We start from the raw sequence: 22,335 nt of genomic DNA, 5'->3' as shown, positions 1-22,335 counted from the left end.
GATTCGCGTGGAACGGCACGTTACATAAACAGTCCGAAAGGTGAGTAAACCGATTTGAGAAAGCGTGAAAAAACCGTTACGAACCCGGTAGCCGCTTTAGCAGGGGCAGCCGGGACCGTAGCGGTGATTACGCTAGTCTCCAGGGTTTTTGGTTTCGGACGATGGTTGGCTCAAGCCACCTGGGTCGGAGCGGACACGGTCGGCAACGCCTATGCCTCGGCGAACCAAATCCCCAATGTGATTTTTGAGGTCGTGGTAGGGGGCGCTTTGGCTTCCATTACCATCCCCCTGCTGGCTCAAGCTATTGCCGGTTCGCTGAAAGACGAAGTGAATCGTATCGCTTCGGCGCTGCTCACCTGGACGCTGACCATGCTGGTTCCGCTGGGGTTAATAGTTTTCGTGGCAGCAGAGCCTATCGCCGCGGTGCTGCCTGTCTCGGTAGGTTCCGACGTTGCCACACAAAATGCACTGACAGCTTATTTCCTGAGGGTGTTTGCCTTCCAGATTCCTCTCTACGGGGTCGCCGTGGTGCTGGGGGGAATCCTCCAAGCTCACCATCGGTTTGCCTGGCCAGCCCTGATGCCGGCGTTTTCCTCCGTAGTAACCATTGGTGCCTATGCCGCCTACGGCGCCGGGAGCGGCTCTGACCCGACCGAATACACGGCTATTACCGCTCTGGCATGGGGAACTACCGCAGGCGTGCTGGTGCTGAGCGTTCCACTGTTCATTCCCGTCTGGAACGTGGGAGTGCGCCTCAAACTCGTATGGAAGATGCCCCGGGAACAATTCCGGCACGCTCTCACGTTGGGAGCCTACGGTATCGGAGCCCTGCTGGCAGCCCAAGGCTACATGCTCGCCACATTGTTCCTGACCCGGTGGGGCGGGGTGGAAGGCACTATCAATGTTTTTCAGTATTCCCAAGCTATCTATCTGCTGCCCTACGCGCTGTTCACTTTTCCGGTCGCGACTGTCGTATTCCCGCTATTGACCAGGAGCTTCGCCGCGGGGCAGACCGTAAAAGCTGGAGAGCTGACCACCAGTTCCACCGCGTTAATTGCCGGTCTGTCTCTGCTGGGTGTCTCCGGTTTGATCGTGGTGGCACCCGGTATGGCAGCCATTTTTGCATGGAACAGACCCATTCCGGGACTGGAAATGGCAGTCGTGGCGATGGCTCCTGCCCTGGTGGGATACGCCTTGCTCTATCACTTGTCAAGAGTGTTTATTGCCCTTAATCATGCCCAGCATTCCTTTTTCGCAGCACTGCTGGGGTGGGGGATAGCTGCTATCAGCGGATGGCTGCTGATTATCGTTTTGGCGCCTTCGCGCGGTAACGGTGTTGCTACGCTCCTCGCACTGGGCGCTGGCAATGTCCTGGGTATGAGCGCGGCAGGGGTTTATCTGCTGATAATGTGGGGACGTCTCCAGGTGGGTTCTCCGGCACAAGTGTTGCGGGCATTGTTGATTGCTCTGCCCGGCGCTGTCCTGGGGGGCGCTTTCGGGCGCTTATCCTATGCGGGGGTCATGACCCTAGATCTGCCCCTGGGAGTGCTCTGGGCAATTCTCGCAGCCGGTTTTGTGGCGGTAATCTGTGCCTTGCCGGGACTGAAAATCATTGCCACGCCCTTCTGGAAACAAACCCGGGCCGCCCGCCAGGTTCCCGAAACCGTCGAAACAAGCGAGAACCTTGAGCAAAGCTCCTCCCCGCAGAATTCCCGACAGTCCCAACTGCAGACACCGCGTTCGGAAGAAGGCGAATCGTGAAAATAACCATGGTGATGGGTGAAGCCGCACACTCGATGGGCACTTTCGTGGCATCGCTTTCCAGCGTTTTGGTAGCGAAAGGTCACGATGTCCAGATTATCGCGGAACCCACCAGCGCTAAGCGGTATCGTCTCAAGAATGTTTTGCCACTGTGGCTCGTGACACCCCGGAGACTGTTCCTGATAGGTACGAATTTGCGACGATTGCGCCGGGCCCAAGACGTGTTAAAAAACTCTGATGTCATCCACGTTCACGGGTTGAAAGCGGCGCTGTATGCTCTGGTATTGACCACGTTCATGCCTAACACCCCGCCACTTTTAGTCTCGCTTTATGAACTGAATGATGAACGTCGGGATACCGTCTGGCGGCGGTTGCTGTTTCGGTGGATGGATAACCGGGCCTCTCTCATTTCGGGGTCCTCGCTGCGCTTGACCGCAAAAATTGACCGCAAATCCTCGGCGGACACTGACTCGGCAGTATCTTTCCTGGTCAGCCCCAGGGTAGAAAAACTCTTGCAGACCGGAATGCTCAATCGTAAGGAGCGGGTGAGTAACTGGACCAAATTGGCAGCTGCGGAACGGTTGCGCAACCGTGGTCAGCTGGTGCTGGGAATTGGTCCAATTGAGCAAGAAAAGCGTTTTGACCGATTCGTTCGTGCTATGCAGCGGGTGACTTATCCAGCCACAGGAGTGGTCATCGGGGATGGGGATCCGCAGCTGCTGGCGGGTTTGCGTTCTTACGGCACCGACGCACAAGTGTCTTTCCTGGGGTGGCGCAAGTCCTTGGATACCTGGTTGCAGGCAGCGAGCGTGTTGGTGATTACTTCGGAGTGGGAGTCGCGGGGTTTCATCGCCCAAGAAGCCATGAGCTTGGGGCTGCCGATTGTGGCTGCTCCGGTTGGAAAATTGCGGGATATCCTGCTGCCCGCCGGAGTGGCGGTGGAAAGCCCCCCAGGTGAAAGTTTGACCAGAGGGGAACACCTCGCGGGAACGTCACGAGAGACGGAACTGGGCATCGGCAGCCTTGTGGTAGACACAGACGATGCTGATGCGACAGCTCAAGCCATCACAAAACTGCTCGCTAACCCCAGTATTTGGTATGAAAAGCAAGAGTCTGCGAGACATCGCGCCGCAACCTGGCCGACTACCGACCAAGTCGCTAGCGAATGGCTGGGATTCTATCGGCGATTCTAATCGGGGCAGTCCCAGCCAGAAAACCAGAGCACCCCGGAACCACAAACAGGAGACCACAATGACTGATAACCCCTCGCAGTTGGCGTCACCAACAGATGAGCGAACCGAATTTCCCGTAGTGGATTCCAAGGAAGTGTTTAGGGGTAAAGTCTTTTCTTTGCTCACCGAGCAGGTTAGCTATGGAGACGGGATGGCGACTCGGGATTTTGTGAAGCATCCGGGGGCGGTAGCCATCGTTCCTCTGCGGGAAGGCGCAGAGAGCGCTTCGGGAGAGCCGGAAGTACTGCTGATTAGCCAGTATCGTCACCCGGTGAGGGCGACCTTGTGGGAGATTCCTGCGGGACTGCTGGACATCGCGGGGGAGGACCCGCTGCGGGCAGCGCAACGGGAACTCGCGGAAGAAGCCGACTTGCGGGCTGCACGGTGGGATGTGCTGGTGGATTATTTCACCACGCCAGGCGGATCGTCTGAAGCCCTGCGCGTGTTCTTGGCTCGCGATTTAACTCTGATTCCGGTACCGGAGCGCAGTTTTCAACGTGAAGCTGAGGAAGCGTTCATGACGCGACGCTGGGTGGGGCTGGGAGATGCCGTGGCAGCGATTTTTGCGGGTCAGATACACAATCCTTCTGTGGTCGTGGGAGTGCTGTCTACCGCGCTGGCGCTGGGGTTGCCAGATGTTTCCCCGGTTTCGTTACGTCCGGTGGCAGCCCCGTGGTTTCGGAAAATCTATCAGGATTAGCCTTGGTGCTAGCCGGGGAAGGTCCCTTTTCACTGACACTGGCGGGGCTAGACTGACGGGGATTCAAAAATGATTTCTGATACACTTCTGTTGCGCAATTTTTCAATAAAACCCCTGTTTGGTGTGTTTTGGCGGCTTTTAAGCAATGACTAGCTTGGGAAAATATGCTAGATTTAGGAAAGTCATAGTTGATGTAAAGATTTTGACGAAGGGGGAGCGGGATGCCAGCAATCGTAGATGATCAGGGCACCCGTCAAGTCGTTCTGGACCTAATCATTGAAAAGGGTCCCATTACCGCTTCTGTCTTGGCTAATATCCTCAAACTTACTCCGGCAGCAGTTCGGCGCCACCTCATCTATCTGGAAGAAAGTGGGCAAATCGAGAACCTTGAAGCCACCGGAAAGATTCGCGGTCGCGGACGTCCGGCACGTCACTATGTAGCGACTGACGCTGGACGTGCTACGTTGCCAGATGGTTATTCGCAGATGGCGAACAAAGCTCTGGACTACTTGCAGCAGGTCGCCGGGGATCAAGCCATCGAAGACTTTGCCAACCGGCACTCGCGGGAGGTGGAACGCCGCTATGCTCCGGTGGTTCACGCTGCCGGAGACGACCCACAAGCGCGGGTTGTCGCTTTGGCAGATGCGCTGGCGCAAGATGGCTATGCCGCGACCGTTCGACAAACTGCGCACGGGTTGGCGCTGCAACTTTGCCAAGGATCCTGCCCGGTGCAGGACGTGGCCAAGTCCTATCCAAAACTTTGCGAAGCCGAAACGCAGGCTTTTTCTCGACTGCTCGATACCCATGTGCAGCGTCTCGCCACTCTCGCCGAGGGGGATCATGCTTGTACCACCAGCGTGCCGCTAACCTTGCGCAAAAACGGAACCGTGAGCAGCATTAATGTGTTGAGTGGGGTGAAGGTCGCGCGTCGGGGGGAATAAAATAGTGAGGATGTCTCCTGGTGGCTCTTGAGAGTTAAGCCCCGGATGAATTGTCTAGACTTAGAGAAAACCTCGGATGAAAGGATAGAGATGAGCGATGCTCTGACTGAGTCAGATCAGAAAAAGCGCGCGGATGATGAGATTATCGAATCTATTTCCGATAAGTACGAGTTCGGCTGGCATGATTCCGATGCTGCTGGGCAAGCCGCAAAGCGTGGCTTGGATGAGGACGTGGTGCGCTACATCTCCAAGATGAAAGATGAACCGGAATGGATGTTGAAACTGCGGTTGAAAGCCCTGAAAATCTTTCAACGCAAACCCATTCCGAATTGGGGTCCCGATTTGAGCTTCCTGGACTTTGACGAGTTCAAGTACTTCGTGCGGGCAGCCGATAAAGTGGCTCAATCCTGGGATGACCTGCCCGAGGACATCAAACAAACCTATGACCGTCTGGGTATTCCGGAAGCGGAGCGGCAACGCTTAGTGGATGGAGTGGCTGCCCAGTACGAATCGGAGGTCGTTTACCACCAAATCCGTGAGGACCTCGAGAAACAAGGCGTTATCTTCCTTGATACCGATACGGGATTGAAAGAATATCCTGAACTGTTCCAGGAATACTTTGGGCGGGCAGTACCGGCAGGAGATAACAAGTTTGCTGCCCTGAACACGGCGGTATGGTCCGGCGGTTCTTTCATCTACGTTCCCAAGGGAGTGCAGTGCACAGTTCCCCTGCAGGCGTACTTCCGCATCAATACCGAAAGCATGGGTCAGTTTGAACGGACATTGATTATCGCTGACGAAGGTTCCTACGTCCACTACGTGGAAGGCTGTACCGCCCCGATTTACCAATCGGATTCCTTGCACGCCGCCATCGTGGAAATTTTTGTGAGAAAGAATGCCCGCGTGCGCTACACGACCATCCAAAACTGGTCGAATAACGTGTTGAACCTGGTGACCCAACGCGCCTTTTGCGAGGAAGGCGCCACAATGGAGTGGATTGACGGCAACATCGGTTCACGCATCAACATGAAGTATCCCTCGGTATATCTGCTGGGCGAACACGCTCACGGCGAGACTCTGTCCATTGCTTTTGCAGGCAAGGGCCAGCATCAAGACACCGGCTCAAAAATGCTGCATCGGGCACCGCACACGTCCTCGCATATTGTCAGCAAATCTATCTCCCGGCAAGGGGGACGCTCGTCATACCGGGGTCTGGTCGATATTGCCGAAAATGCCACTGGTTCCAAGTCCAACGTACTGTGCGACGCCCTGCTGGTGGACACCATTTCCCGCTCCGACACCTATCCTTATGTGGATGTGCGCAACGACGAGGTCGAAATGGGTCACGAGGCAACCGTTTCCAAAGTGTCCGAGGACCAGCTGTTCTACCTGATGAGCCGGGGACTGACTGAGACGGAAGCGATGGCAACCATCGTGCGCGGATTCGTAGAGCCTATTGCCAAGGAACTGCCGATGGAATACGCCTTAGAGCTGAATCGACTAATTGAACTACAGATGGAAGGCTCGGTGGGTTAAATGACTGAAGTGACTATGCCAACTGGCGATGCGCTGACCGCACCGACCCCAACTCGACTGACCTCCACGTCAGTAGAGGATTTTCCGATGCCTACCGGACGGGAAGAAGCCTGGAGATTTACCCCTCTGTCCCGATTCGCCGGTTTACTGGAAGAATCTCTGGAGGGCGGCGGTGCCAAGTTTGCGATAGATGGCGTGGCTTTGCGCGCTGACGAACCAGTCCAGCCCGAGGCGGGTGTGACCCTGAAACTGTCCGCGTTGGTGGGGCTGTCACCACTGGCAGGAGCACCTTTCGATCGTGCCGGAGTGGTGGGTTGGAACAACATTTCCCAGACCCTTGACGTGGCGGTTACAGGCGTGGTTAGTCGACCGGTCTGGATTGATGTCACTGCGGAAGGCACCGACACGGTCGGTCACGTGCGGATACATGCGGAAAAGAACTCCCAAGCCACCATTGTGCTGCGTCACCGTGGTGGCGGTTCCCTGAACGAGACCTTGGAAGTGAAAGCGGAGCCGGGCGCGAAACTGAACGTGGTTAGCCTGCAAGCCTGGGACGCCACCGCTGTGCATATGGCGACTCAACAGCTGACTTTGAGTGAAAACGCCAGCGTGAAACACGCCAACGTTACTTTGGGAGGGGACTCAGTCCGTATTGCGATGGGAGTGAACCTTCCTGCAGAACGCAGCGATTTGAACCTGTTGGGGCTGTACTTTACTAACTCAGAACAACATCAGGAACACCGGCTGTTCATTGAGCACAAGGGGCAAAAGTCTAAGTCCCGGGTGACCTACAAAGGGGCTTTGCAAGGTCAGGATGCCCATGCCGTATGGGTTGGTGACGTTGGCATCGGGCCGCAGGCTTTCGGGACTGATTCCTACGAACTGAACCGAAACCTGGTGCTGGGTAAAGGACCCCGCGTGGATTCCGTGCCGAATCTAGAAATTCATAACGGCGAAATCGAAGGTGCCGGACATGCTTCCGCAACCGGCAGATTTGACGATGAACAGCTGTTCTATTTGCAAAGTCGTGGCATCGATGCAGTCAATGCGAAACGACTGGTGGTGCGGGCGTTCTATGCGGAGCTATTGAATATGCTAGAAATACCGGAACTGACCGACTATGTATTGGAAACCGTAGATAGCCACCTGAGCGTAGGGAGTTTGCAATGAGCTTTATTAATGTTGCCAGTGTTGACGAGATTGAGCCGGGAACCGGCAAAGAAGTTAGCGTGGAAGGCACCGACATCGTAGTATTGCGCAGCGATGAGGGAGATTTTCACGCGATGGCAAAGGAATGCCCGCACGCCGGAGTATCCATGGTGGACGGCATTATTGAAGATGGCTGTGTGGAATGCGTCGCGCACGGGGCACAATTTGATTTGGAGACAGGTCAGCCCCTGTCTCCGGCGTACGACCCGCTTAAGATTTACCCGGTGCAAATTGTTGACGGATTTATCGCGGTGGATTTGAAAGCATAACAAAGCCCGTCTCAGCGTGGGAAACGTGTGAGTCGCTCGGAATGGAACAAGAAACAGGAGAAAACAGTGTCAGTGTTGGAAGTAAAGAACCTTAAAGCCCAGGTGGAGACTCCAGAGGGACCAAAAAAGATTTTGAAAGGCGTAAACCTGACCATCAACTCCGGGGAAGTACACGCCATTATGGGACCCAACGGTTCGGGCAAATCGACTTTGAGCTATGTCTTGGCAGGACACCCGAATTATGAGGTTACCGGTGGTGAGGCTCTGCTGGACGGAAAGAATATCCTGGAGATGAGCGTGGATGAGCGCGCTCGGGCGGGTTTGTTCCTGGCGATGCAGTACCCCGTCGAAGTTCCTGGCGTGAGCGTGTCGAATTTCCTGCGTGCTGCCAAGACCGCGGTGGCGGGGCAAGCTCCGTCGCTACGCAAATGGATGAAAGAAGTCAACGGCGCTTTTGACGACTTTAAGATGGAGAAAGAATTTGCCAGTCGGGATTTGAACGCGGGTTTTTCCGGCGGGGAAAAGAAACGCTTGGAAATCCTGCAGATGCAGCTGTTGGCACCACAGTTTGCGATTCTGGACGAAACGGATTCCGGCTTGGATATTGACGCCCTCAAAATCGTTTCCGAAGGTATCAACCGGGTTCACGAGTCTGCCAATACAGGAATTCTGCTGATTACCCACTATTCCCGGATTTTACGCTACGTACATCCCGATTTCGTTCATGTTTTTGTGGACGGGCGTATCAGCAAAGAAGGCGGACCCGAATTGGCAGACGAACTCGAAGCTGAAGGCTACGACAAGTACCTGGGAGCCTCGACGGCTGCCTGAGTGCGGCACGACAGGCAAAGGGAAGGAGTGGTCATGGTTACAGTCTCGAAGACGACAGATTTTAGCCCGGCGGAGCTCGCCCGGATGCGTGCGGATTTTCCGATTCTGACCATTCCGGGACGTGATGGTCAGCCCCTCGATTACCTGGATTCGGGGGCAACCTCACAAAAGCCGGCAGCGGTGTTGGATGCCATTGACGATTTTTACCGTCATCACAATGGGGCGGTGCATCGCGGCACCCACCAGCTCGGCGACGAAGCAACCTCCCTTTTTGAAGATGCTCGGCAGGACGTGGCGGACTTCTTAGGGGTGAGCGACCCCGAAGAAATCGTGTGGACTTCGGGGGCAACCGCAGCGTTAAACCTGGTGGCTTACGGGTTTGCAGCTGCTACCTGGGAGCGTGCAGGCGGTCCTTTTGCCTTGCAGCCCGGTGATGAAATCGTGTTCACCAGGGCGGAGCATCACGCTAACCTGGTGCCGTGGCAGTTGGTCGCTAAACGTACCGGAGCTGTGACGAAAGTCATCGAACTCACTCCCGACGGGCGCGTGGACGTGAATCACCTGGAGGATGTCATTACGTCGCGCACGCGGGTGGTTGCGTTCACGCACCTGTCCAACGTGACGGGAGCGGTGACAGACATCGCGCCAATTATTGCTGCCGCCCGGGCAGTCGGTGCCATCGTCGTGATGGATACCTGCCAGTCCAGTGCTCACCTGCCGCTGGACGTGGATCAGCTGGGCGTTGACTTTACGTGTTTTTCCGGGCACAAGATGCTTGGACCCACCGGGGTAGGAGCCTTGTGGGGGAGGCGTGAGTTACTCGAGCAGCTGCCGGTATTCCTCAGTGGCGGTTCTATGATTGAAAACGTCACGGTGGAAGAAACTACTTTCATGCCGGCTCCCTATCGGTTTGAAGCCGGTACACAGCCGGTAGCCCAGATTGTCGGGTGGGCTGCCGCTTGCAAATACCTGCAAGAACTGGGGATGGAACGGGTCGCTGCACACGAACAGGCTCTCACCGCTTATGCCCTGCCGAGACTGGTCGACATTCCCGGTGTGAAGGTACTGGGTCCCACCGACATGACGCATCGCGCGGGGGTGTTGTCTTTTGAAATGAAGGGCATTCATCCTCATGACCTGGGGCAATACTTGGATTCTCAAGGGGTGGCGGTACGCGTGGGACATCACTGTGCCATTCCGCTGCATCGGTTCTTTGGGGTAAGCGCCTCCACCCGAGCCACGTTCAGTCCTACCACGACTATTGAAGAGGTTGATCGTTGGCTGCAGGCGTTACCCCAGGCCGCGAAGTTCTTTGGGGTTACACCCGAGGGTGACTGATAGACAGAAGGAATACAAGTGAACGAACTGGAAAACCTGTATCAACAGCTCATCTTGGAGCAGTCCAAAGCTCGGCATGGTGCCGGTACTCTGCCCGGCTGGGCAGCGAGTTCCCACCAGGTCAATCCGACTTGCGGAGATGAGGTTACGCTGCAGGTGAAAGTGACAGACGGAAAGTTGCGTGAACTGGTGTGGGACGGGCATGGCTGCTCGATTTCGCAAGCGTCTCTGTCGATGATGTGGGAGCTGGTGCAGGGACAGGACCTGGAAGCCGTGCACGGGCTGGAACAGGATTTCAACGAAATGATGCATTCACGTGGTCGAGGGGTGGACGAAGACCTACTCGATCGCCTGGGCGATGCATCCAGTTTGGAAGGAGTCTCTCGGTACGTCAATCGTGTGAAATGCGCTCTGCTGGGGTGGATGGCTTTGAAAGATGCCCTGGCTCAGGCGGAAGTGACGGATGGAACCGGCGGCGGGACCCAGACGGCGCCGCACTGTGACCCGAAAGTGATGAACCGGACTTGTGACCCGCAACACCCCCAAATGGCAAAGGAATAAATCCATGAGCGAAGAACCCTTGAGCAAAGAATTATTGAACGAATTGGGAACTCCCGACACCAGCGCGATGGTGGAATCCGAGGGCAGCGCCACGCCAGCGGGGGCAGTAACCGTGGTCGAAGGGGTAGCGGCGGACACCGTGTCGGCACCAGGAGCAGAGCTTTCCGAGGAACAGCGAGCTCTGGTGGAAGAAATCGTGGAACTGCTGAAGGACGTCATCGACCCGGAACTGGGCATCAACATCGTGGATTTGGGGTTGCTTTACGGGCTGCACCTGGACGGAGATGCCCTGGTCATTGATATGACTCTGACCTCTGCCGGCTGCCCGCTGACGGATATGATTGAACGCCAATGCCGTTTCGTGCTGGAAGATTTGATGAAAACCGTGTCAATCAACTGGGTGTGGCTGCCACCGTGGGGTCCAGACAAAATCACTGAGGACGGTCGCGAGCAGCTGCGGGCTCTCGGTTTCAACGTGTGATTCACTCAGAGGCGAATTTGTGCTGCCTGGGGCGGGCTAAGGTATTTCACAGTTAGATTTGGCTTGAGGAATAACATGGGCGCAAAGATTCCTCGGCTCTTGTTAGAATTACCCCATGTCCCACCTTTTTACGCCGTTTCGACTGAAAAACCTCGAGACCCGCAACCGCTTGTGGATGCCGCCGATGTGCCAATTTACTGCCTCTTCCGAGGGACCGTCTGCGGGTTGGCCTAACGATTGGCATGAAGTTCACTACGGTGCTAGGGCAGCAGGCGGGGTGGGCGCTGTCATCGTGGAAGCGACCGCGGTGAACCCGGAAGGACGCATTAGTCCCTTTGATTTAATGCTGGATCGGGACGAGAAAATCCCCGCGTTCGCGCGACTGGCTACCCTCATCAAGGAAGGTGGCGCGGCTGCCGGCATTCAGATTTCTCACGCGGGCAGAAAAGCCTCCGCTTCTCCGTCCGGTACTCCCTTGGCTCCAGAAGACTCCGACTTGGGAGGAATCGGTTGGCATACGGTGGCTCCCAGTCCGATTCCGTTTACTGCCCGCCACGAGACTCCACGTGAAATGAGTGTCGCGGAGATTCGTCAGACACAAACGGATTTCGTCTCTGCCATCCGCCGCGCCCTGGAAGCCGGGTTCGATTTTGTGGAGCTTCACGGTGCCCACGGTTACCTGTTGAGCCAGTTTATTTCTCCGCTGACGAACCAGCGTACTGACGAGTACGGTGGTGACTTGCAGGGAAGGTTCCGGTTTTGGCGCGAGCTGGTCATTACGATTAGAGGGGAGCTGGGAGAGAACTTCCCGCTCTTAATGCGAATTTCCGCGACAAACTGGGTACCCAGCGGAGCTTTCGGTTTGCAGCGTGACGTCACCCTAGAGGACTGGGGTCGTATTGTCCAGGATTTGGCAGCCTTCGGCGTTGACTTCATTGACGTGTCCACCGGTGGTCTGATTGCCGGGGTGGAAATTCCGCAGGCCCCCGGTTATCAGGTGAAATACGCCACTGAGATTCAAGACCGAGGCCCGCTTCCTGTTTCAGCAGTCGGCTTGATTACCGAACCGGCGCAAGCTGAGCAGATTTTGGTCAACGGTCAAGCTTCTGTGATTCAGGTTGGCAGACCGCTGCTGACTGATCCCTCGCTGCCATTGGCTTGGGCGGCACGTTTGGGTGATGAAGCCCCGATTCCCAAGCCTTATATCAATGGCACTCCGCGCAGCTGATGTCTATCAGCCTTGACTTCGAGGCGGCGCGACTATTGACCTTAGGGCAGCGGTTCAACGGGAACTACTTTGCCTTCGCAATCAGAGCTTGACCCAGATACGTCACGAATCGCTGCAATTCGGCACGCACCTCGTTAGCGTCCTTGACTGGATTCTTGCCGTCAAAATACACCCGAATTTCCAAGTTACCGACTCTCTGAAACACCCCGACTTCGGTAGTGGCAAGCTGGCCTTCACCGGGGTCCGTTCTGCTAGTCATCATCAAGCCGTCTTGGGCTCCGTCAAGCGGATAATCCGCCGCGGCGGTGGTAAACCGGAGGCTTTTGTCTCCGGGAGCCGTCACTGCATAAGTGGGACAGGCTTGTGCTAAATCCCGCTGGACTTTAATGGCTTTCTGGGCCTGCGCCACGGAATCATAAGCTCGCAGTTGAGTGCGCACAACGGTGGCGTGATTATTAAGGTTAGCTTGGGAAAAAGCAGCGGGGATGCTTTCCTGATCCGCATACGAGTCGAGAACTTTTTGCTGGCACTTTTCAGGTTTAAAGGTAGTTTGCCGCAACAAATCTAACGCTTGGTGATCGGCAGAGCGCATCGAAGCGGTGGTCTCTTCGTCATAGACTTTCAGGCTTTCACCTTTGAGTTTTAACCCACTCAAAATAATGGCCAGATTCGGACCGGAAAACTGTTTCACCATTGTGGGGAGGTCATCTTTTTGCTTGACATAAGCGCTGTCAGGGTGATCCAGAGTCTGTTTCGTACCGGTGGTACATCCGCTCAACGTTGCTGCCAGCAGTGCCGCCCCCAGGATGCTGGCGACGGTCTTTTGATAACGCATCAGTTTTCCTCTCTAGTCTGTTTCAAACAGTTTACCGTTTCGTGTGGTGTGGATAGACAACGGTTTAATCTACTTCAACCAGTTCCAGATAAGTTTCGTCCCACAGGTCCTCATCACCATCGGGCAGCAGCAGAACCCGTTGCGGATCCAGTGCCTTCACCGCGCCCGGATCGTGGGTGACCAAGATTACTGCCCCTTCATAGGTGGCTAAGGAATTTAGAATCTCCTCGCGCGAGGCAGGATCCAAGTTGTTGGTCGGTTCGTCCAGCAGCAGTACGTTCGCCCCGCTCACCACCAATGTGGCTAAAGCTAGACGGGTCTTTTCTCCGCCGGACAGCACTGCGGTGGGTTTATCTGCATCCGCTCCGGAGAACAGGAACTGTCCCAGCAGGGAACGTACCTGGGTGTCGTCAAGTTCCGGAGCTGCCCGCCGTAAGTTCTCTACCACGGAGAGGGAGTTGTCCAGCGTCTCGTGTTCTTGGGCGTAATAGCCGAGCTTCAATCCGTGACCAGGAACCACTCGTCCCGTGTCGCTGGTCTCCAAGCCAGCTAGGATACGCAGCATGGTCGTCTTTCCCGCGCCGTTGAAGCCTAACACCACCACTTTTGAACCGCGGTCGATAGCCAGCGTCAGATTGGTAAAAACTTCCAAGGAACCGTAAGTTTTAGAAATTCCCTCCGCGGATAGGGGAACTTTTCCACAAGGCTGGGGCTGAGGGAAATCCAGTTTGGCGACTTTTTCCTTCGGACCTTCCGCCTGGGTATTTTCCAGCAGCTGCGCCGCTCGGCGCAGCATCTGTTGGGCAGCCACAGCCTTGGTGGCTTTCGCGTGGAGACGTTCGCCTTGAGCTTGCAGAGCCGCGGCTTTCTTTTCTGCTACCGCCCGTTCCCGTTTCCGCCGTACCTCATCATCAGCGCGAGCCTGCAAATATGCCTTCCAACCCATGTGGTACACGTCCAACACGCCACGCATCGCATCCAAATACAAAACCTGGTTCAGGGTTTCGTCCAAGAGCTTGACATTGTGCGAAATAATCAGGACTCCGCCAGGGAATGAACGCAGGTACCCGCGCAGCCACACTATCGAGTCGTGGTCTAAGTGGTTGGTCGGTTCGTCCAGCAGCAGGGTGTCTGCCCCGGAAAACAGCACGCGTGCCAGCTCGACCCGGCGGCGTTGCCCTCCGGAGAGCGTCCCCAAAGGCTGCCGTAATGTTTCGTTAGAAATCCCTAAGTTAGCGGCGATTTGTGCAGCTTCGGAAGCTGCCGCGTAACCGCCGGACATGTGAAACTCCTGATCCAGGCGCACATATTTTTCCATGGCCTTTTGCTGTTTTTCGCCTGATTCACGACTCATCGCCTCCTCCGCTTTGCGGATGCGAGATTCGATGACATCCAGTCCGCGCACGCTCAAGATGTGGTCGCGCACTATCTGGTCGGGATCAACTTCCCGAGGATCTTGGGGAAGGTAGCCTGGGGCGGTCGACCGGGATACGGTTCCCTCAACTTGAATAGCATCGGGCAGACCGGTACCGCTCAGTAGTCTCATTAGGGTGGTCTTGCCGGCGCCGTTGCGCCCCACCAAACCGACCCGCATACCTTTGTTGACCTGGAATGAAGCGTGTTCCATCAGGATGCGATCCGCGATCCGTAAGGTGAGGTCAGTGGCAGTAATCACCCCAAGAGTTTAGTCGGAAAACCGCCAGAACTGAAAACCTGCTCAACCGACCTTGTGACGTGAGATCGCAATTTACAAAATCCGTCTGGCAGAGGACTCTCAGGACGGAAAACCACCCCAAAAGTGTGCGTCTGATTATTTTCGGGTGCGAATCCACAGACGGTCGAATTCCCAGGCGGAGAGTTCCGCAGCGACTTCGCCGTGGCGTTCCATGCCGTGCAGTAACTCCCCGGCTTCGCGCAGCAGCGAGAGCGCCCAATGAATGGTGGTTTCTCGGTCCGACCCGGCAGAATAAACCAGTTGTACCGCGCATTTTCGCAGGTAGCGGGCCCGCAAAAGCGGTCGTTCGCTGTACAAATCCGCAGCGCAACCATAGAGCCCAGCGGCGCGGATGCCCTGCAGATCGCGTGCTGCCAAATCCGCGGCAATAACCGTAAATTCTTGCTCCAGTGCCAGATTCCCGTGGCGCTGCGCCCACGCTGAAACTTCCTCAGCGTATTCAATGCCTTTTTTGGCGCGTCCCATCCGCGCCAGCGAACGAGCCAGCACTGCTTTGACGCCGATGCGACGGGATTTTCCCAGATTCAGCTGGTCAAAAAGCCGGAGAGTCTCTATACCGTGGGAAATGACGTCTTGATCCAGATGCATTTCGGCATCGAGATCAGTTCGAGTGGCACTCAGCAGGGCTTGCTGGAGCAGCAGCCCCTCCGATTTGGCCTGCTGGAATAACGTTTTTACCCGATTCAGGGCAGCGGCGTAGTTCCCGCTATCCTGATCCATTTGCAGACGAAACATTCCGATGGTCATGCGGGCGCCCTGCAGATCAGAAAAAATCCCCGGGTTGCCCTCTAAATCGTCAAGAAAAAACAGTGCCTGCTCCCGCTGCCCTTGAGCCAGATAGATTTTCACCTGTAACAGAGCGGAATCCAGACGAATCCGGGCTGAGCTGACCGCAGCTTCACCGCGGAGAATCCGGGCGGCTCGCAAATCCCCCAATTCCAGCAGGCTGTTTGCTAAAAGCACCAAGGATTCAGATTTTTCTAATGAATCAGGTACTCTGGCGAGGAATTTAATCAGCTGTGCTGCGGTCTCGGAAGCCTCCGCCGGAGGAATCTGAGGCAATAGTAGAGCGTGTGCCTGCGCCAGGGCATAGGTAGCCCCCCTCAAATCGTCTCGATGATGACACCACACTGCGACTTGTTTCCAGATGGAGGCTGCCGCGCTGTTCTCACCGCGGGCTACCAGCATATCTGCCCATAGGCGCAGAATGTTCAGATTTTCTGTCTCGCTGCGACTCGGGCTGGGAGCAAAAGGTTCAGCAAGAGGGAAAGCCTGCAGGGCATAAGCCAGCAGATGCAGACTGACGGAATGCGACGAGGTGGCGTACTGGCTGGCCAAATCCGGCAGCAGCAGCGTAATATCCATCCGATTTGCCATTACGCTTTTCCCTCCTCGGACGAGTCTGACGGTGGTGGTGCACTTTCGTTAGGCACAATCGAAGTGTCCGCGTCACCCTCGACACTCGCCATCCAGGTGCGCAGTTCATTCCATTTAGCAAGTTCCTGCGCAGCGAGTTCGCGTTCTCCCTCCGGAGTGGACATCAACAGCGAAAGCGCTTCCTCCAAAAGATCCTTTGCTAGAGACAGTGCAGTTCTTGCTTCAATAGATTTAACATCCGGAGTAATCTCTAGGTGCTGTAGCGTTTCCGCTTCCAGTCTTGCGGCGGGGTCGTCCGGGAATGGCGCACAGGAGTCCTCGGGCAGCTCCCGACGCGGAGGTTTCAGACCTACGGTCTCTAAAATCGCCGCGGACTCTTTACGTAGGAAGCGGGCTCGCAGCGATATTTCACCACCGGCTAGTTCCGCGCAGAATCCGTAAAGATTAGCGGCACGAGCTTGATCTCCGCTAGCTCTGGCAGATTTAGCTCCCATTTCAAACAGCACAATGGCGGTATCTACGTCCCCGTGTTCCCGAGCTCGCGTGCCGGCAATCTCAGCGCAATTAACCGCCTGAATATGCCGCCCTAAACTGGCCAAACTTTGAACCAAGACAATGTCCAAAGTCCTCACCACCTCGTTATTGATACCGAGATCGTGAGCTACATCCAGAGCCCAGGACGCTAAATCAACCACGATTTCCGTTTTGTTCAGTTCCACCAGGGAAGAAATCTGTTCCATTGCCGCAATCACAGCCATGTAGGGCAGGTCATAGTCGCGGCACAGGTCGGTCACAATCCGGAGGTGATTGGCGGCATCTACGTGACGGCCTATGGCTCGATACCAGGTCCCTAAGAACTCGCGCACCTCGACTTGTAACGCCAGTGGGTCTTCGGAATCGCGCCCTAATATAAGTTCCCCGAATTCCAAAGCCTCATCAATCTGCCCGCAGCAAGCCAGCAGCACGGCATCAGCCAGGTCCAAACTGGCTTTGAGAGATTCTTTTTCGGGACAGATAACCCGAGCTTGATCCAGGGTCTCCCGGCCATCAGCATTGGCTCCAATGAGAGCAAAACCGTGCACCAGATGGGCGAGGGTTGCCGTGGACAAATCCGGATTTTGTGCCATAGCTGCGGGATTATCCAAAAGCAGATTCACGATGTCTCGCAAATCCTTACGAATATCTCCCACAAAAGTTGAGCCGTGCTCGGTGTCATCATCGAGACGGAAAGATCGATCCACGTGCAGCTGCGCCAGAGCGGCCGCTTGGGACACTATGTCGCCCGCCCCTGCGGCTTGGGTAGCCGCGAACTTAAAGATAGCCCGACAGGCACTGACATCCCCCAAAGCATCTAAAATGGTTGCCCGCAGTCGCAGGAACGAGATAGCGTGGCGAGGCGCCACCGCGCTCAGAGGAGCGTTCGGAAAAGCCTGCAGCATCCGGTCCGCGAGCCGCCACGCATAAGATCCGGTCGCATCCGTATACGCTTCACACAGCTCATCCAGAGAATCCGGAACAGGAGGTAAGGCGAAACGTTGCATGAAGAAAGTTTATCCCGCCAACAGGGACAAATCGTCCAAGAGCGCGCGAGGTTTGCCCGAAATAGTAGCATCTATAAACTCGTCAGCCCGCACCAGCCAGTTACGCGCCACACTCAAATCGTCCAACTGCCAATAAGCCTGCACCAGGTAGCACGCCAAACGCAGCGACTGACGGTGATCGTCCACTCGTTCACCGATTTCCAGCAGCAGTTCACCCGTATCTATAACCTCGTTCCACTTGCCGGCCGCGGCCAAGAAAGCCACCCGGTTTGTCCCCAGCACCAAGCGTTCTTTATCGGCAGAAATCGCAGCTGGCAGCGCTGAAAAATCAATCGACTCCTCAAAGGCTCGCAGCTGTTTCTCGACGGCAGAGGCCTGTTGAAAGTCCAACAAATGAAACTCTGGAACAGGTTGATGCGCCCAAGACGGATCGTCTAGCTCTGGCAGCACCCATTCTGGACTGTTTTCGCTCAACCCCTGTTCGGCGAGCAGATTCTTTACGCCAAAACGGACTCGCAAAAGGTCTTTCACCGCAGCGAAAGAACACAGGGGAGCTTCGTGCAGACTCTGGGTGACCCTTGTGGACATGGTGTTGTTAGCGTTACGGAAGTCAAAAGCCAACGCAAGTTTCATGGCTACCGATTCCAACCGGGCTTGTGCCAGCGCTATAGTATCCGCCGGACTGAGACTCTCGAAGGAGAGCCAACGATTCGACCCGTTGATAGCAAATCCGAGGGGCGGCACTTTTGTGCCCGTCCCAATAAAAGCCCCCACGGCGCGGGAGAGGAAAGTTGCCGCGGAGCGGGTCGCCACCAGTAAATCCCAAGGGTCCTCAGGATTAGCGAACCATTGCGCATGGGTTTCCAGCAGTTCCAAGCCTTCGGGAATGTTCCACGTCGCCGCGCAAAAACGCAGGTGAGAAGCAATGTCACCGAGGTATTGGGAAGTTTCGGTTTGGTGACGGTAAGAACGTTCGTGAGCGCGCCACGCCGCATCACCTTCGCCTGCCCAAGACAGTGGCAGCATCAGGAGGGGATTGATGTCATCCGGTTGAATGCACTGCCAGTCAGCGGCAGCGCACCGCTCCAAAGCATCGCGATAGAGGGAGAGCGCTTGGGGAAATTCCGAAGCGTTGACTGCCCAAGCGATGCGGGAACGATAATGGTGCAGGGGACAGTCCGCCTCGTCGCGAACTTCCCGGGGCAGTTCTTCCAAAGCAGAAATAATATCGAGAGCTTCGCGAGCGGCTTCGCGATGTCCCCGTCCCAACTCCACCTGGTGTCGGGTAATCCAGCGGGAACGCAAGGAAATACCCGCTTCAGTCGTGAAGTATTCCATCCAGTAGGTCAAGTGTTCGAGGAGTTTCGCGCTTACGCCGGGGTGTCGGGCTGCCAAGGTAGGAATTTGCAGCAGCTGTTGGGCGATGACCTGGGTTTGAGTTTCGTTCGGGACCATTTGCCCGTGCGCGACCTGCTGTAGCACCCACGACAGGGTCGCCAAGGCGGATTCGGAGTCGCCGGATTCGAGGGCATCCCACACGACTTCCAGGCGGATGGTGGCTTCCACTTCGTCCAGACCGTGTTTTTGAGCCAGAGTCGCCAGTTCTTCCAGGCGATGCAGGCGATCTGTACTCAATGGTTCACGCAAAGCAGTTTCCAGATCATCGCCAATCTGCATGGTCAGAATTTCTGGATCCACTCCGGGGACGAAGCCGTCGGACTCAAAAATGCTCATTAGCACCCATTCTTACATATTCACAAGGTTCCTCGTCCGGTTTCCCGGTGTGTCACACGTGCTAGGACAGCGCGCCCCGGTATGGTGATTTTAACCGGGATAGGTAAGGGGGAGTCTGTTGAGCATAACGTTTTCCGATGATGCTTACTCTTTTGACTCCGCATCTGATGATTCTGCCCCCCACAGCGCGGCGGTGTTGTCCACGCAATTGATGAATGCTGCCTCGATTCCTCCCGGACTGCCACGTACAAAAGCGACTTTAGACGTGGTGAGTGCAGCTCGTGACGCTGGATATGACGATTTGTTGGCAGGGGCTGAAATTGAGCTGATTGGCTGCTATCTGGAAGGTCGGAATCCCGGCAAGGCTTTGGAAGCATTTTCTTCAACGCTGACCCGCCTGTTGCATCGCCCGGAACTGTATGATTCGCGTCAGTTGGAGCAACTCTCTCGCTTCTATCCCGAGGTCATCGAGAGTGCCTGTACACACCCTGATGTCCCCCTGTCCCTGCTGAATCATTTATTGGCTGGCTTGCAGGCTTTCCAAGCTAGCCTTGGTCCCTCGCCGGCTGCCGGGGATTACCTGCGTCATCGGATGCGGGAAGCCTTGGGGAACCCTGCTGAGGAACGGTATTTTTTGGATCGTGCTATCGACCGGATTACTCCCGCGGATCATCCGGCTCTGGGGCGCGCGATAGATATTTCGCAGGTGGCACTGGCTTGGGAGCATCATCCCGACCAGGCCTTGCAGGTGTCGTGGCGGATGTTGACTCACGAGATTCCGGCTCCGCAAAAGGCGCGGTTGCTGCGGGTGATGCTACCGGGGCTGGTCGCCGCTGATGCTTGGCAGGTTGCCTGGGAAGCGCACTTGGTGGCTTATGAATATGATCGTGAGAACTCCCGGCTTTCCGAGCTGTGCGAACACTTTCAATTTCTAGCGGTGGCAGGGATGTGGTCACGCCTGCTCCTGTTACTGGAGCGGCACCTGGGGTTGATTCGTCAGGCTCACGACCCGTGGGATTTATTGGTCGGGATGCGTGCCCTCGTCGGGGCTTTAGAAGCGTTGGATTGGGCTGGATATGGGAGGTATTCCCTGAAGGTGTCGTTGGCTTCGACTTCGCGTTTCCACGAGATTCCTGCCCTGGTGCATCCAACTGTGGCACAGGCTCGCGATTTGCTGGGGCAGGCAGCTGCCACACTGGCAGCCCGGTATGACGAGCGTAACGGCAATGTTGAGGTGTCATCGTCTTTGGGGTTGCTGGATTCTCACCTGCTTCCCGACGGTTTGTTACTGCAGGGAACCGAAGGAGACGCGCGGTTTATGGCGCGGCTGTTGCGGGCGCGGGCTCTCTTGGAATGCAACCAGGGATTTGACGCTTTGCTACTGCTGGGAGGGCTGGAACAGACGAACTTCCCCTCCGTGCGACGTCTGGGTCCCGAGATTCGGATGCTGACATCTTTGGCGCGGATGCAGATGTCTCATGATTCTGCCAGTGCCGCGGAATCATCGACTGCTGGATCCTCCCCGGAATCCCAGTCTGCCTAGCCTTCTGCGGTCTCGGCGAAGGCACCGTTACCGTGGCTGCTCGCCCTGCAGCTTGTGCAGGAATTGGCGAGTCCGTTCCTGAGTAGGGTGGTGAATGAGCTGTTCCGCGGGACCTTCTTCCAACACGGTGCCGCCGTCCATGAAAACGGCACGGTCCGCAACTTGGGCGGCGAACTCCATCTCGTGAGTGACGATGACCATAGTCATTCGTTCGTCAGCCAGAGAGCGGATAATAGCCAAGATTTCGCCGGTGAGCTCAGGATCTAGCGCGGAAGTTGGTTCGTCAAAATACAGCATCCGCGGCTTCAATGCGAGCGCCCGAGCGATGGCCACGCGCTGCTTTTGACCTCCGCTCAGCTCAGAGGGGTAAGCATTGCCTTTATCTCCCAAGTTCATACGTTCCAAGAGCTGGTGGGCTTCGGCGCGAACCTCGGTCGGATTGCGATGCTGCACTTTAATCGGGGCATCGGTGAGGTTGCGCATGACATTCCAGTGGGGGAACAGGTTGAAGTTCTGGAACACCAGCCCGTAATCATGCCGGAACCGTTTCTCGTCGCCACTCGAGGTTTTTTCACCATTTTTCATGCTCAGGGCGGTTTCTCCGAAGTACTCGATGCTTCCGGAATCCATGCGATCCAGGAACGTGGCGCAACGCAGTAAAGTGGATTTGCCCGAACCGGAAGGACCCAGAATCGCCAGGACCTCACCCTGCTCGACCTGTATGCAGACCCCCTTCAGGACTTCCAGGTTGCCGAAGCTCTTGTGCATGTCTTTGATGGATAGTGCGGTGCTCATTTTTTCCTGCTTTGCTGGTGACATCTCAGATTTGGTATTTGCTGACGCGTTTTTCCAACTTGTTCATGGTCACAGCCACCACCATGTTAAAGACGTAATAGAAAATCCCGGCAGCGACGAAAGGTGCCATCGAGGCGGTGGTGGAGGCATATTCCCTGGCAATGGAAAACATTTCCAGGAAAGAAATGACTTGGGCCAGGGAAGTGTCCTTGACCAGGGTGATGACTTCGTTGGTGATGGAAGGCAGTACCGTGCGAAACATTTGGGGCAGCTTGATGGTGTAGAAAGTGCGCTGCTGGGAGTACCCCAGTACAAACGCCGCTTCAGTTTGCCCCTGGGGGATAGCTTGGAAACCGCCACGATAGATTTCGGCAAAATAGGCTGCGTAGTTGACGGAAAAAGCGATGATGGCTGCCCAGAAGTTGTATGACGCGCTGATAGGCACTTTGAACAGGTAATACGGTCCGAAATACACGACCATGAGCTGCAGCATCAGGGGAGTGCCGCGCATAATCGAGATATAGAACTGCACTATCCAGTTCAGGGGTTTAAACGGAACCACGCGTCCGGCATACACCAGCAATCCCAAGGGAAGGGAAAGAATCAGGGTCAGCGCGAACAGAATCACGGTGCGACCAAAGCCCAGGGTCAGTTCAGGAAGAAAAGTCCACTCGTTCATATTGCATTC

Annotated in this window: 20 protein-coding genes; 13 read left to right on the top strand and 7 right to left on the bottom strand. The window is 55.9% G+C overall.

Annotated features, from left to right (window positions below; translation table 11 throughout):
* Positions 1-54 precede the first annotated feature (54 nt).
* The 12 genes from murJ to HMPREF0573_RS09170 all read left to right on the top strand — a co-directional run bounded on the left by murJ (position 55) and on the right by HMPREF0573_RS09170 (position 12,087).
* Positions 55-1,761: a murein biosynthesis integral membrane protein MurJ gene (murJ, locus tag HMPREF0573_RS09225; protein WP_004006617.1), complete on the top strand. Its 1,707-nt coding sequence runs from the start codon at positions 55-57 to the stop codon at positions 1,759-1,761.
* Complete coding sequence (locus tag HMPREF0573_RS09220) at positions 1,758-2,954, top strand: glycosyltransferase family 4 protein (RefSeq protein ID WP_004006618.1); 1,197 nt, start codon at positions 1,758-1,760, stop codon at positions 2,952-2,954. The genes murJ and HMPREF0573_RS09220 overlap by 4 nt, the downstream gene beginning before the upstream one ends.
* Before the next feature lie 58 nt (positions 2,955-3,012).
* A complete protein-coding gene (locus HMPREF0573_RS09215; protein WP_013189653.1) occupies positions 3,013-3,693 on the top strand; it encodes an NUDIX domain-containing protein in 681 nt (226 codons plus the stop codon).
* Between the two features lie 221 nt (positions 3,694-3,914).
* Complete coding sequence (locus tag HMPREF0573_RS09210; protein ID WP_004006620.1) at positions 3,915-4,634, top strand: helix-turn-helix transcriptional regulator; 720 nt, start codon at positions 3,915-3,917, stop codon at positions 4,632-4,634.
* Positions 4,635-4,724: 90 nt separating this feature from the next.
* The gene (gene sufB, locus HMPREF0573_RS09205) at positions 4,725-6,170 is read left to right on the top strand and encodes a Fe-S cluster assembly protein SufB (RefSeq protein ID WP_036324173.1); all 1,446 of its coding nucleotides are present in this window, start codon (positions 4,725-4,727) and stop codon (positions 6,168-6,170) included.
* A complete protein-coding gene (gene sufD, locus HMPREF0573_RS09200; RefSeq protein WP_004006622.1) occupies positions 6,171-7,340 on the top strand; it encodes a Fe-S cluster assembly protein SufD in 1,170 nt (389 codons plus the stop codon).
* Complete coding sequence (locus HMPREF0573_RS09195) at positions 7,337-7,648, top strand: Rieske (2Fe-2S) protein (protein ID WP_004006623.1); 312 nt, start codon at positions 7,337-7,339, stop codon at positions 7,646-7,648. The genes sufD and HMPREF0573_RS09195 overlap by 4 nt, the downstream gene beginning before the upstream one ends.
* A 66-nt stretch (positions 7,649-7,714) precedes the next feature.
* Entirely contained in the window at positions 7,715-8,479 is a 765-nt protein-coding gene (sufC, locus tag HMPREF0573_RS09190; RefSeq protein WP_036324481.1) for a Fe-S cluster assembly ATPase SufC, read from the top strand.
* A 33-nt stretch (positions 8,480-8,512) separates the two neighbouring features.
* Positions 8,513-9,817, top strand: coding sequence for an aminotransferase class V-fold PLP-dependent enzyme (locus HMPREF0573_RS09185; RefSeq protein WP_041798092.1), 1,305 nt, complete (start codon positions 8,513-8,515; stop codon positions 9,815-9,817).
* A gap of 18 nt (positions 9,818-9,835) precedes the next feature.
* Positions 9,836-10,378, top strand: coding sequence for a Fe-S cluster assembly sulfur transfer protein SufU (gene sufU / locus HMPREF0573_RS09180; protein WP_004006626.1), 543 nt, complete (start codon positions 9,836-9,838; stop codon positions 10,376-10,378).
* A 4-nt stretch (positions 10,379-10,382) separates the two neighbouring features.
* Entirely contained in the window at positions 10,383-10,859 is a 477-nt protein-coding gene (locus tag HMPREF0573_RS09175) for a metal-sulfur cluster assembly factor (RefSeq protein WP_004006627.1), read from the top strand.
* A gap of 115 nt (positions 10,860-10,974) precedes the next feature.
* Positions 10,975-12,087: an oxidoreductase gene (locus HMPREF0573_RS09170; protein WP_013189651.1), complete on the top strand. Its 1,113-nt coding sequence runs from the start codon at positions 10,975-10,977 to the stop codon at positions 12,085-12,087.
* Between the two features lie 64 nt (positions 12,088-12,151).
* Here the strand turns inward: HMPREF0573_RS09170 and HMPREF0573_RS09165 are convergent, their stop codons facing one another.
* From HMPREF0573_RS09165 to HMPREF0573_RS09145, 5 genes are all read right to left on the bottom strand, one after another.
* Entirely contained in the window at positions 12,152-12,922 is a 771-nt protein-coding gene (locus tag HMPREF0573_RS09165; protein ID WP_004006629.1) for a hypothetical protein, read from the bottom strand.
* A 64-nt stretch (positions 12,923-12,986) separates the two neighbouring features.
* Complete coding sequence (locus HMPREF0573_RS09160; protein ID WP_004006630.1) at positions 12,987-14,597, bottom strand: ABC-F family ATP-binding cassette domain-containing protein; 1,611 nt, start codon at positions 14,595-14,597, stop codon at positions 12,987-12,989.
* A gap of 135 nt (positions 14,598-14,732) precedes the next feature.
* Complete coding sequence (locus HMPREF0573_RS09155; RefSeq protein WP_013189650.1) at positions 14,733-16,034, bottom strand: hypothetical protein; 1,302 nt, start codon at positions 16,032-16,034, stop codon at positions 14,733-14,735.
* Complete coding sequence (locus HMPREF0573_RS09150) at positions 16,034-17,575, bottom strand: hypothetical protein (RefSeq protein WP_013189649.1); 1,542 nt, start codon at positions 17,573-17,575, stop codon at positions 16,034-16,036. Before HMPREF0573_RS09150 ends, HMPREF0573_RS09155 begins: the two co-directional genes overlap by 1 nt.
* A 9-nt stretch (positions 17,576-17,584) precedes the next feature.
* Positions 17,585-19,309: a hypothetical protein gene (locus HMPREF0573_RS09145; RefSeq protein WP_013189648.1), complete on the bottom strand. Its 1,725-nt coding sequence runs from the start codon at positions 19,307-19,309 to the stop codon at positions 17,585-17,587.
* Between the two features lie 118 nt (positions 19,310-19,427).
* On the opposite strand from HMPREF0573_RS09145, the gene HMPREF0573_RS09140 reads away from it, so the two are divergent.
* Positions 19,428-20,852 carry a hypothetical protein gene (locus HMPREF0573_RS09140; protein WP_236585897.1) on the top strand — a complete coding sequence of 475 codons (1,425 nt, stop codon included), beginning with the start codon at positions 19,428-19,430 and terminating at the stop codon, positions 20,850-20,852.
* Positions 20,853-20,879: 27 nt separating this feature from the next.
* On the opposite strand, the gene HMPREF0573_RS09135 is transcribed toward HMPREF0573_RS09140, so the two are convergent.
* A complete protein-coding gene (locus tag HMPREF0573_RS09135) occupies positions 20,880-21,671 on the bottom strand; it encodes an amino acid ABC transporter ATP-binding protein (RefSeq protein ID WP_013189647.1) in 792 nt (263 codons plus the stop codon).
* 1 nt (position 21,672) lies between these two features.
* On the bottom strand, positions 21,673-22,326 hold the full coding sequence (locus HMPREF0573_RS09130; RefSeq protein ID WP_004006636.1) for an amino acid ABC transporter permease: 654 nt from the start codon (positions 22,324-22,326) through the stop codon (positions 21,673-21,675).
* Between the last annotated feature and the right edge of the window lie 9 nt (positions 22,327-22,335).

The organism is Mobiluncus curtisii ATCC 43063, from assembly GCF_000196535.1.
GTDB classification, from domain to species: Bacteria; Actinomycetota; Actinomycetes; order Actinomycetales; family Actinomycetaceae; genus Mobiluncus; species Mobiluncus curtisii.
The sequence above is the reverse complement of the archived record's forward strand: the minus strand, read 5'-3'. Positions and strand labels throughout refer to the sequence as shown.

Coding starts and splice junctions, on each gene's coding strand:
- HMPREF0573_RS09215 (WP_013189653.1), top strand. CDS start 3,013: ATGACTGATAACCCCTCGCAGTTGGCGTCACCAACAGATGAGCGAACC.
- HMPREF0573_RS09210 (WP_004006620.1), top strand. CDS start 3,915: ATGCCAGCAATCGTAGATGATCAGGGCACCCGTCAAGTCGTTCTGGAC.
- sufB (WP_036324173.1), top strand. CDS start 4,725: ATGAGCGATGCTCTGACTGAGTCAGATCAGAAAAAGCGCGCGGATGAT.
- sufD (WP_004006622.1), top strand. CDS start 6,171: ATGACTGAAGTGACTATGCCAACTGGCGATGCGCTGACCGCACCGACC.
- HMPREF0573_RS09195 (WP_004006623.1), top strand. CDS start 7,337: ATGAGCTTTATTAATGTTGCCAGTGTTGACGAGATTGAGCCGGGAACC.
- HMPREF0573_RS09185 (WP_041798092.1), top strand. CDS start 8,513: ATGGTTACAGTCTCGAAGACGACAGATTTTAGCCCGGCGGAGCTCGCC.
- HMPREF0573_RS09175 (WP_004006627.1), top strand. CDS start 10,383: ATGAGCGAAGAACCCTTGAGCAAAGAATTATTGAACGAATTGGGAACT.
- HMPREF0573_RS09170 (WP_013189651.1), top strand. CDS start 10,975: ATGTCCCACCTTTTTACGCCGTTTCGACTGAAAAACCTCGAGACCCGC.
- HMPREF0573_RS09165 (WP_004006629.1), bottom strand. CDS start 12,922: ATGCGTTATCAAAAGACCGTCGCCAGCATCCTGGGGGCGGCACTGCTG.
- HMPREF0573_RS09155 (WP_013189650.1), bottom strand. CDS start 16,034: ATGGCAAATCGGATGGATATTACGCTGCTGCTGCCGGATTTGGCCAGC.
- HMPREF0573_RS09150 (WP_013189649.1), bottom strand. CDS start 17,575: ATGCAACGTTTCGCCTTACCTCCTGTTCCGGATTCTCTGGATGAGCTG.
- HMPREF0573_RS09145 (WP_013189648.1), bottom strand. CDS start 19,309: ATGAGCATTTTTGAGTCCGACGGCTTCGTCCCCGGAGTGGATCCAGAA.
- HMPREF0573_RS09135 (WP_013189647.1), bottom strand. CDS start 21,671: ATGTCACCAGCAAAGCAGGAAAAAATGAGCACCGCACTATCCATCAAA.
- HMPREF0573_RS09130 (WP_004006636.1), bottom strand. CDS start 22,326: ATGAACGAGTGGACTTTTCTTCCTGAACTGACCCTGGGCTTTGGTCGC.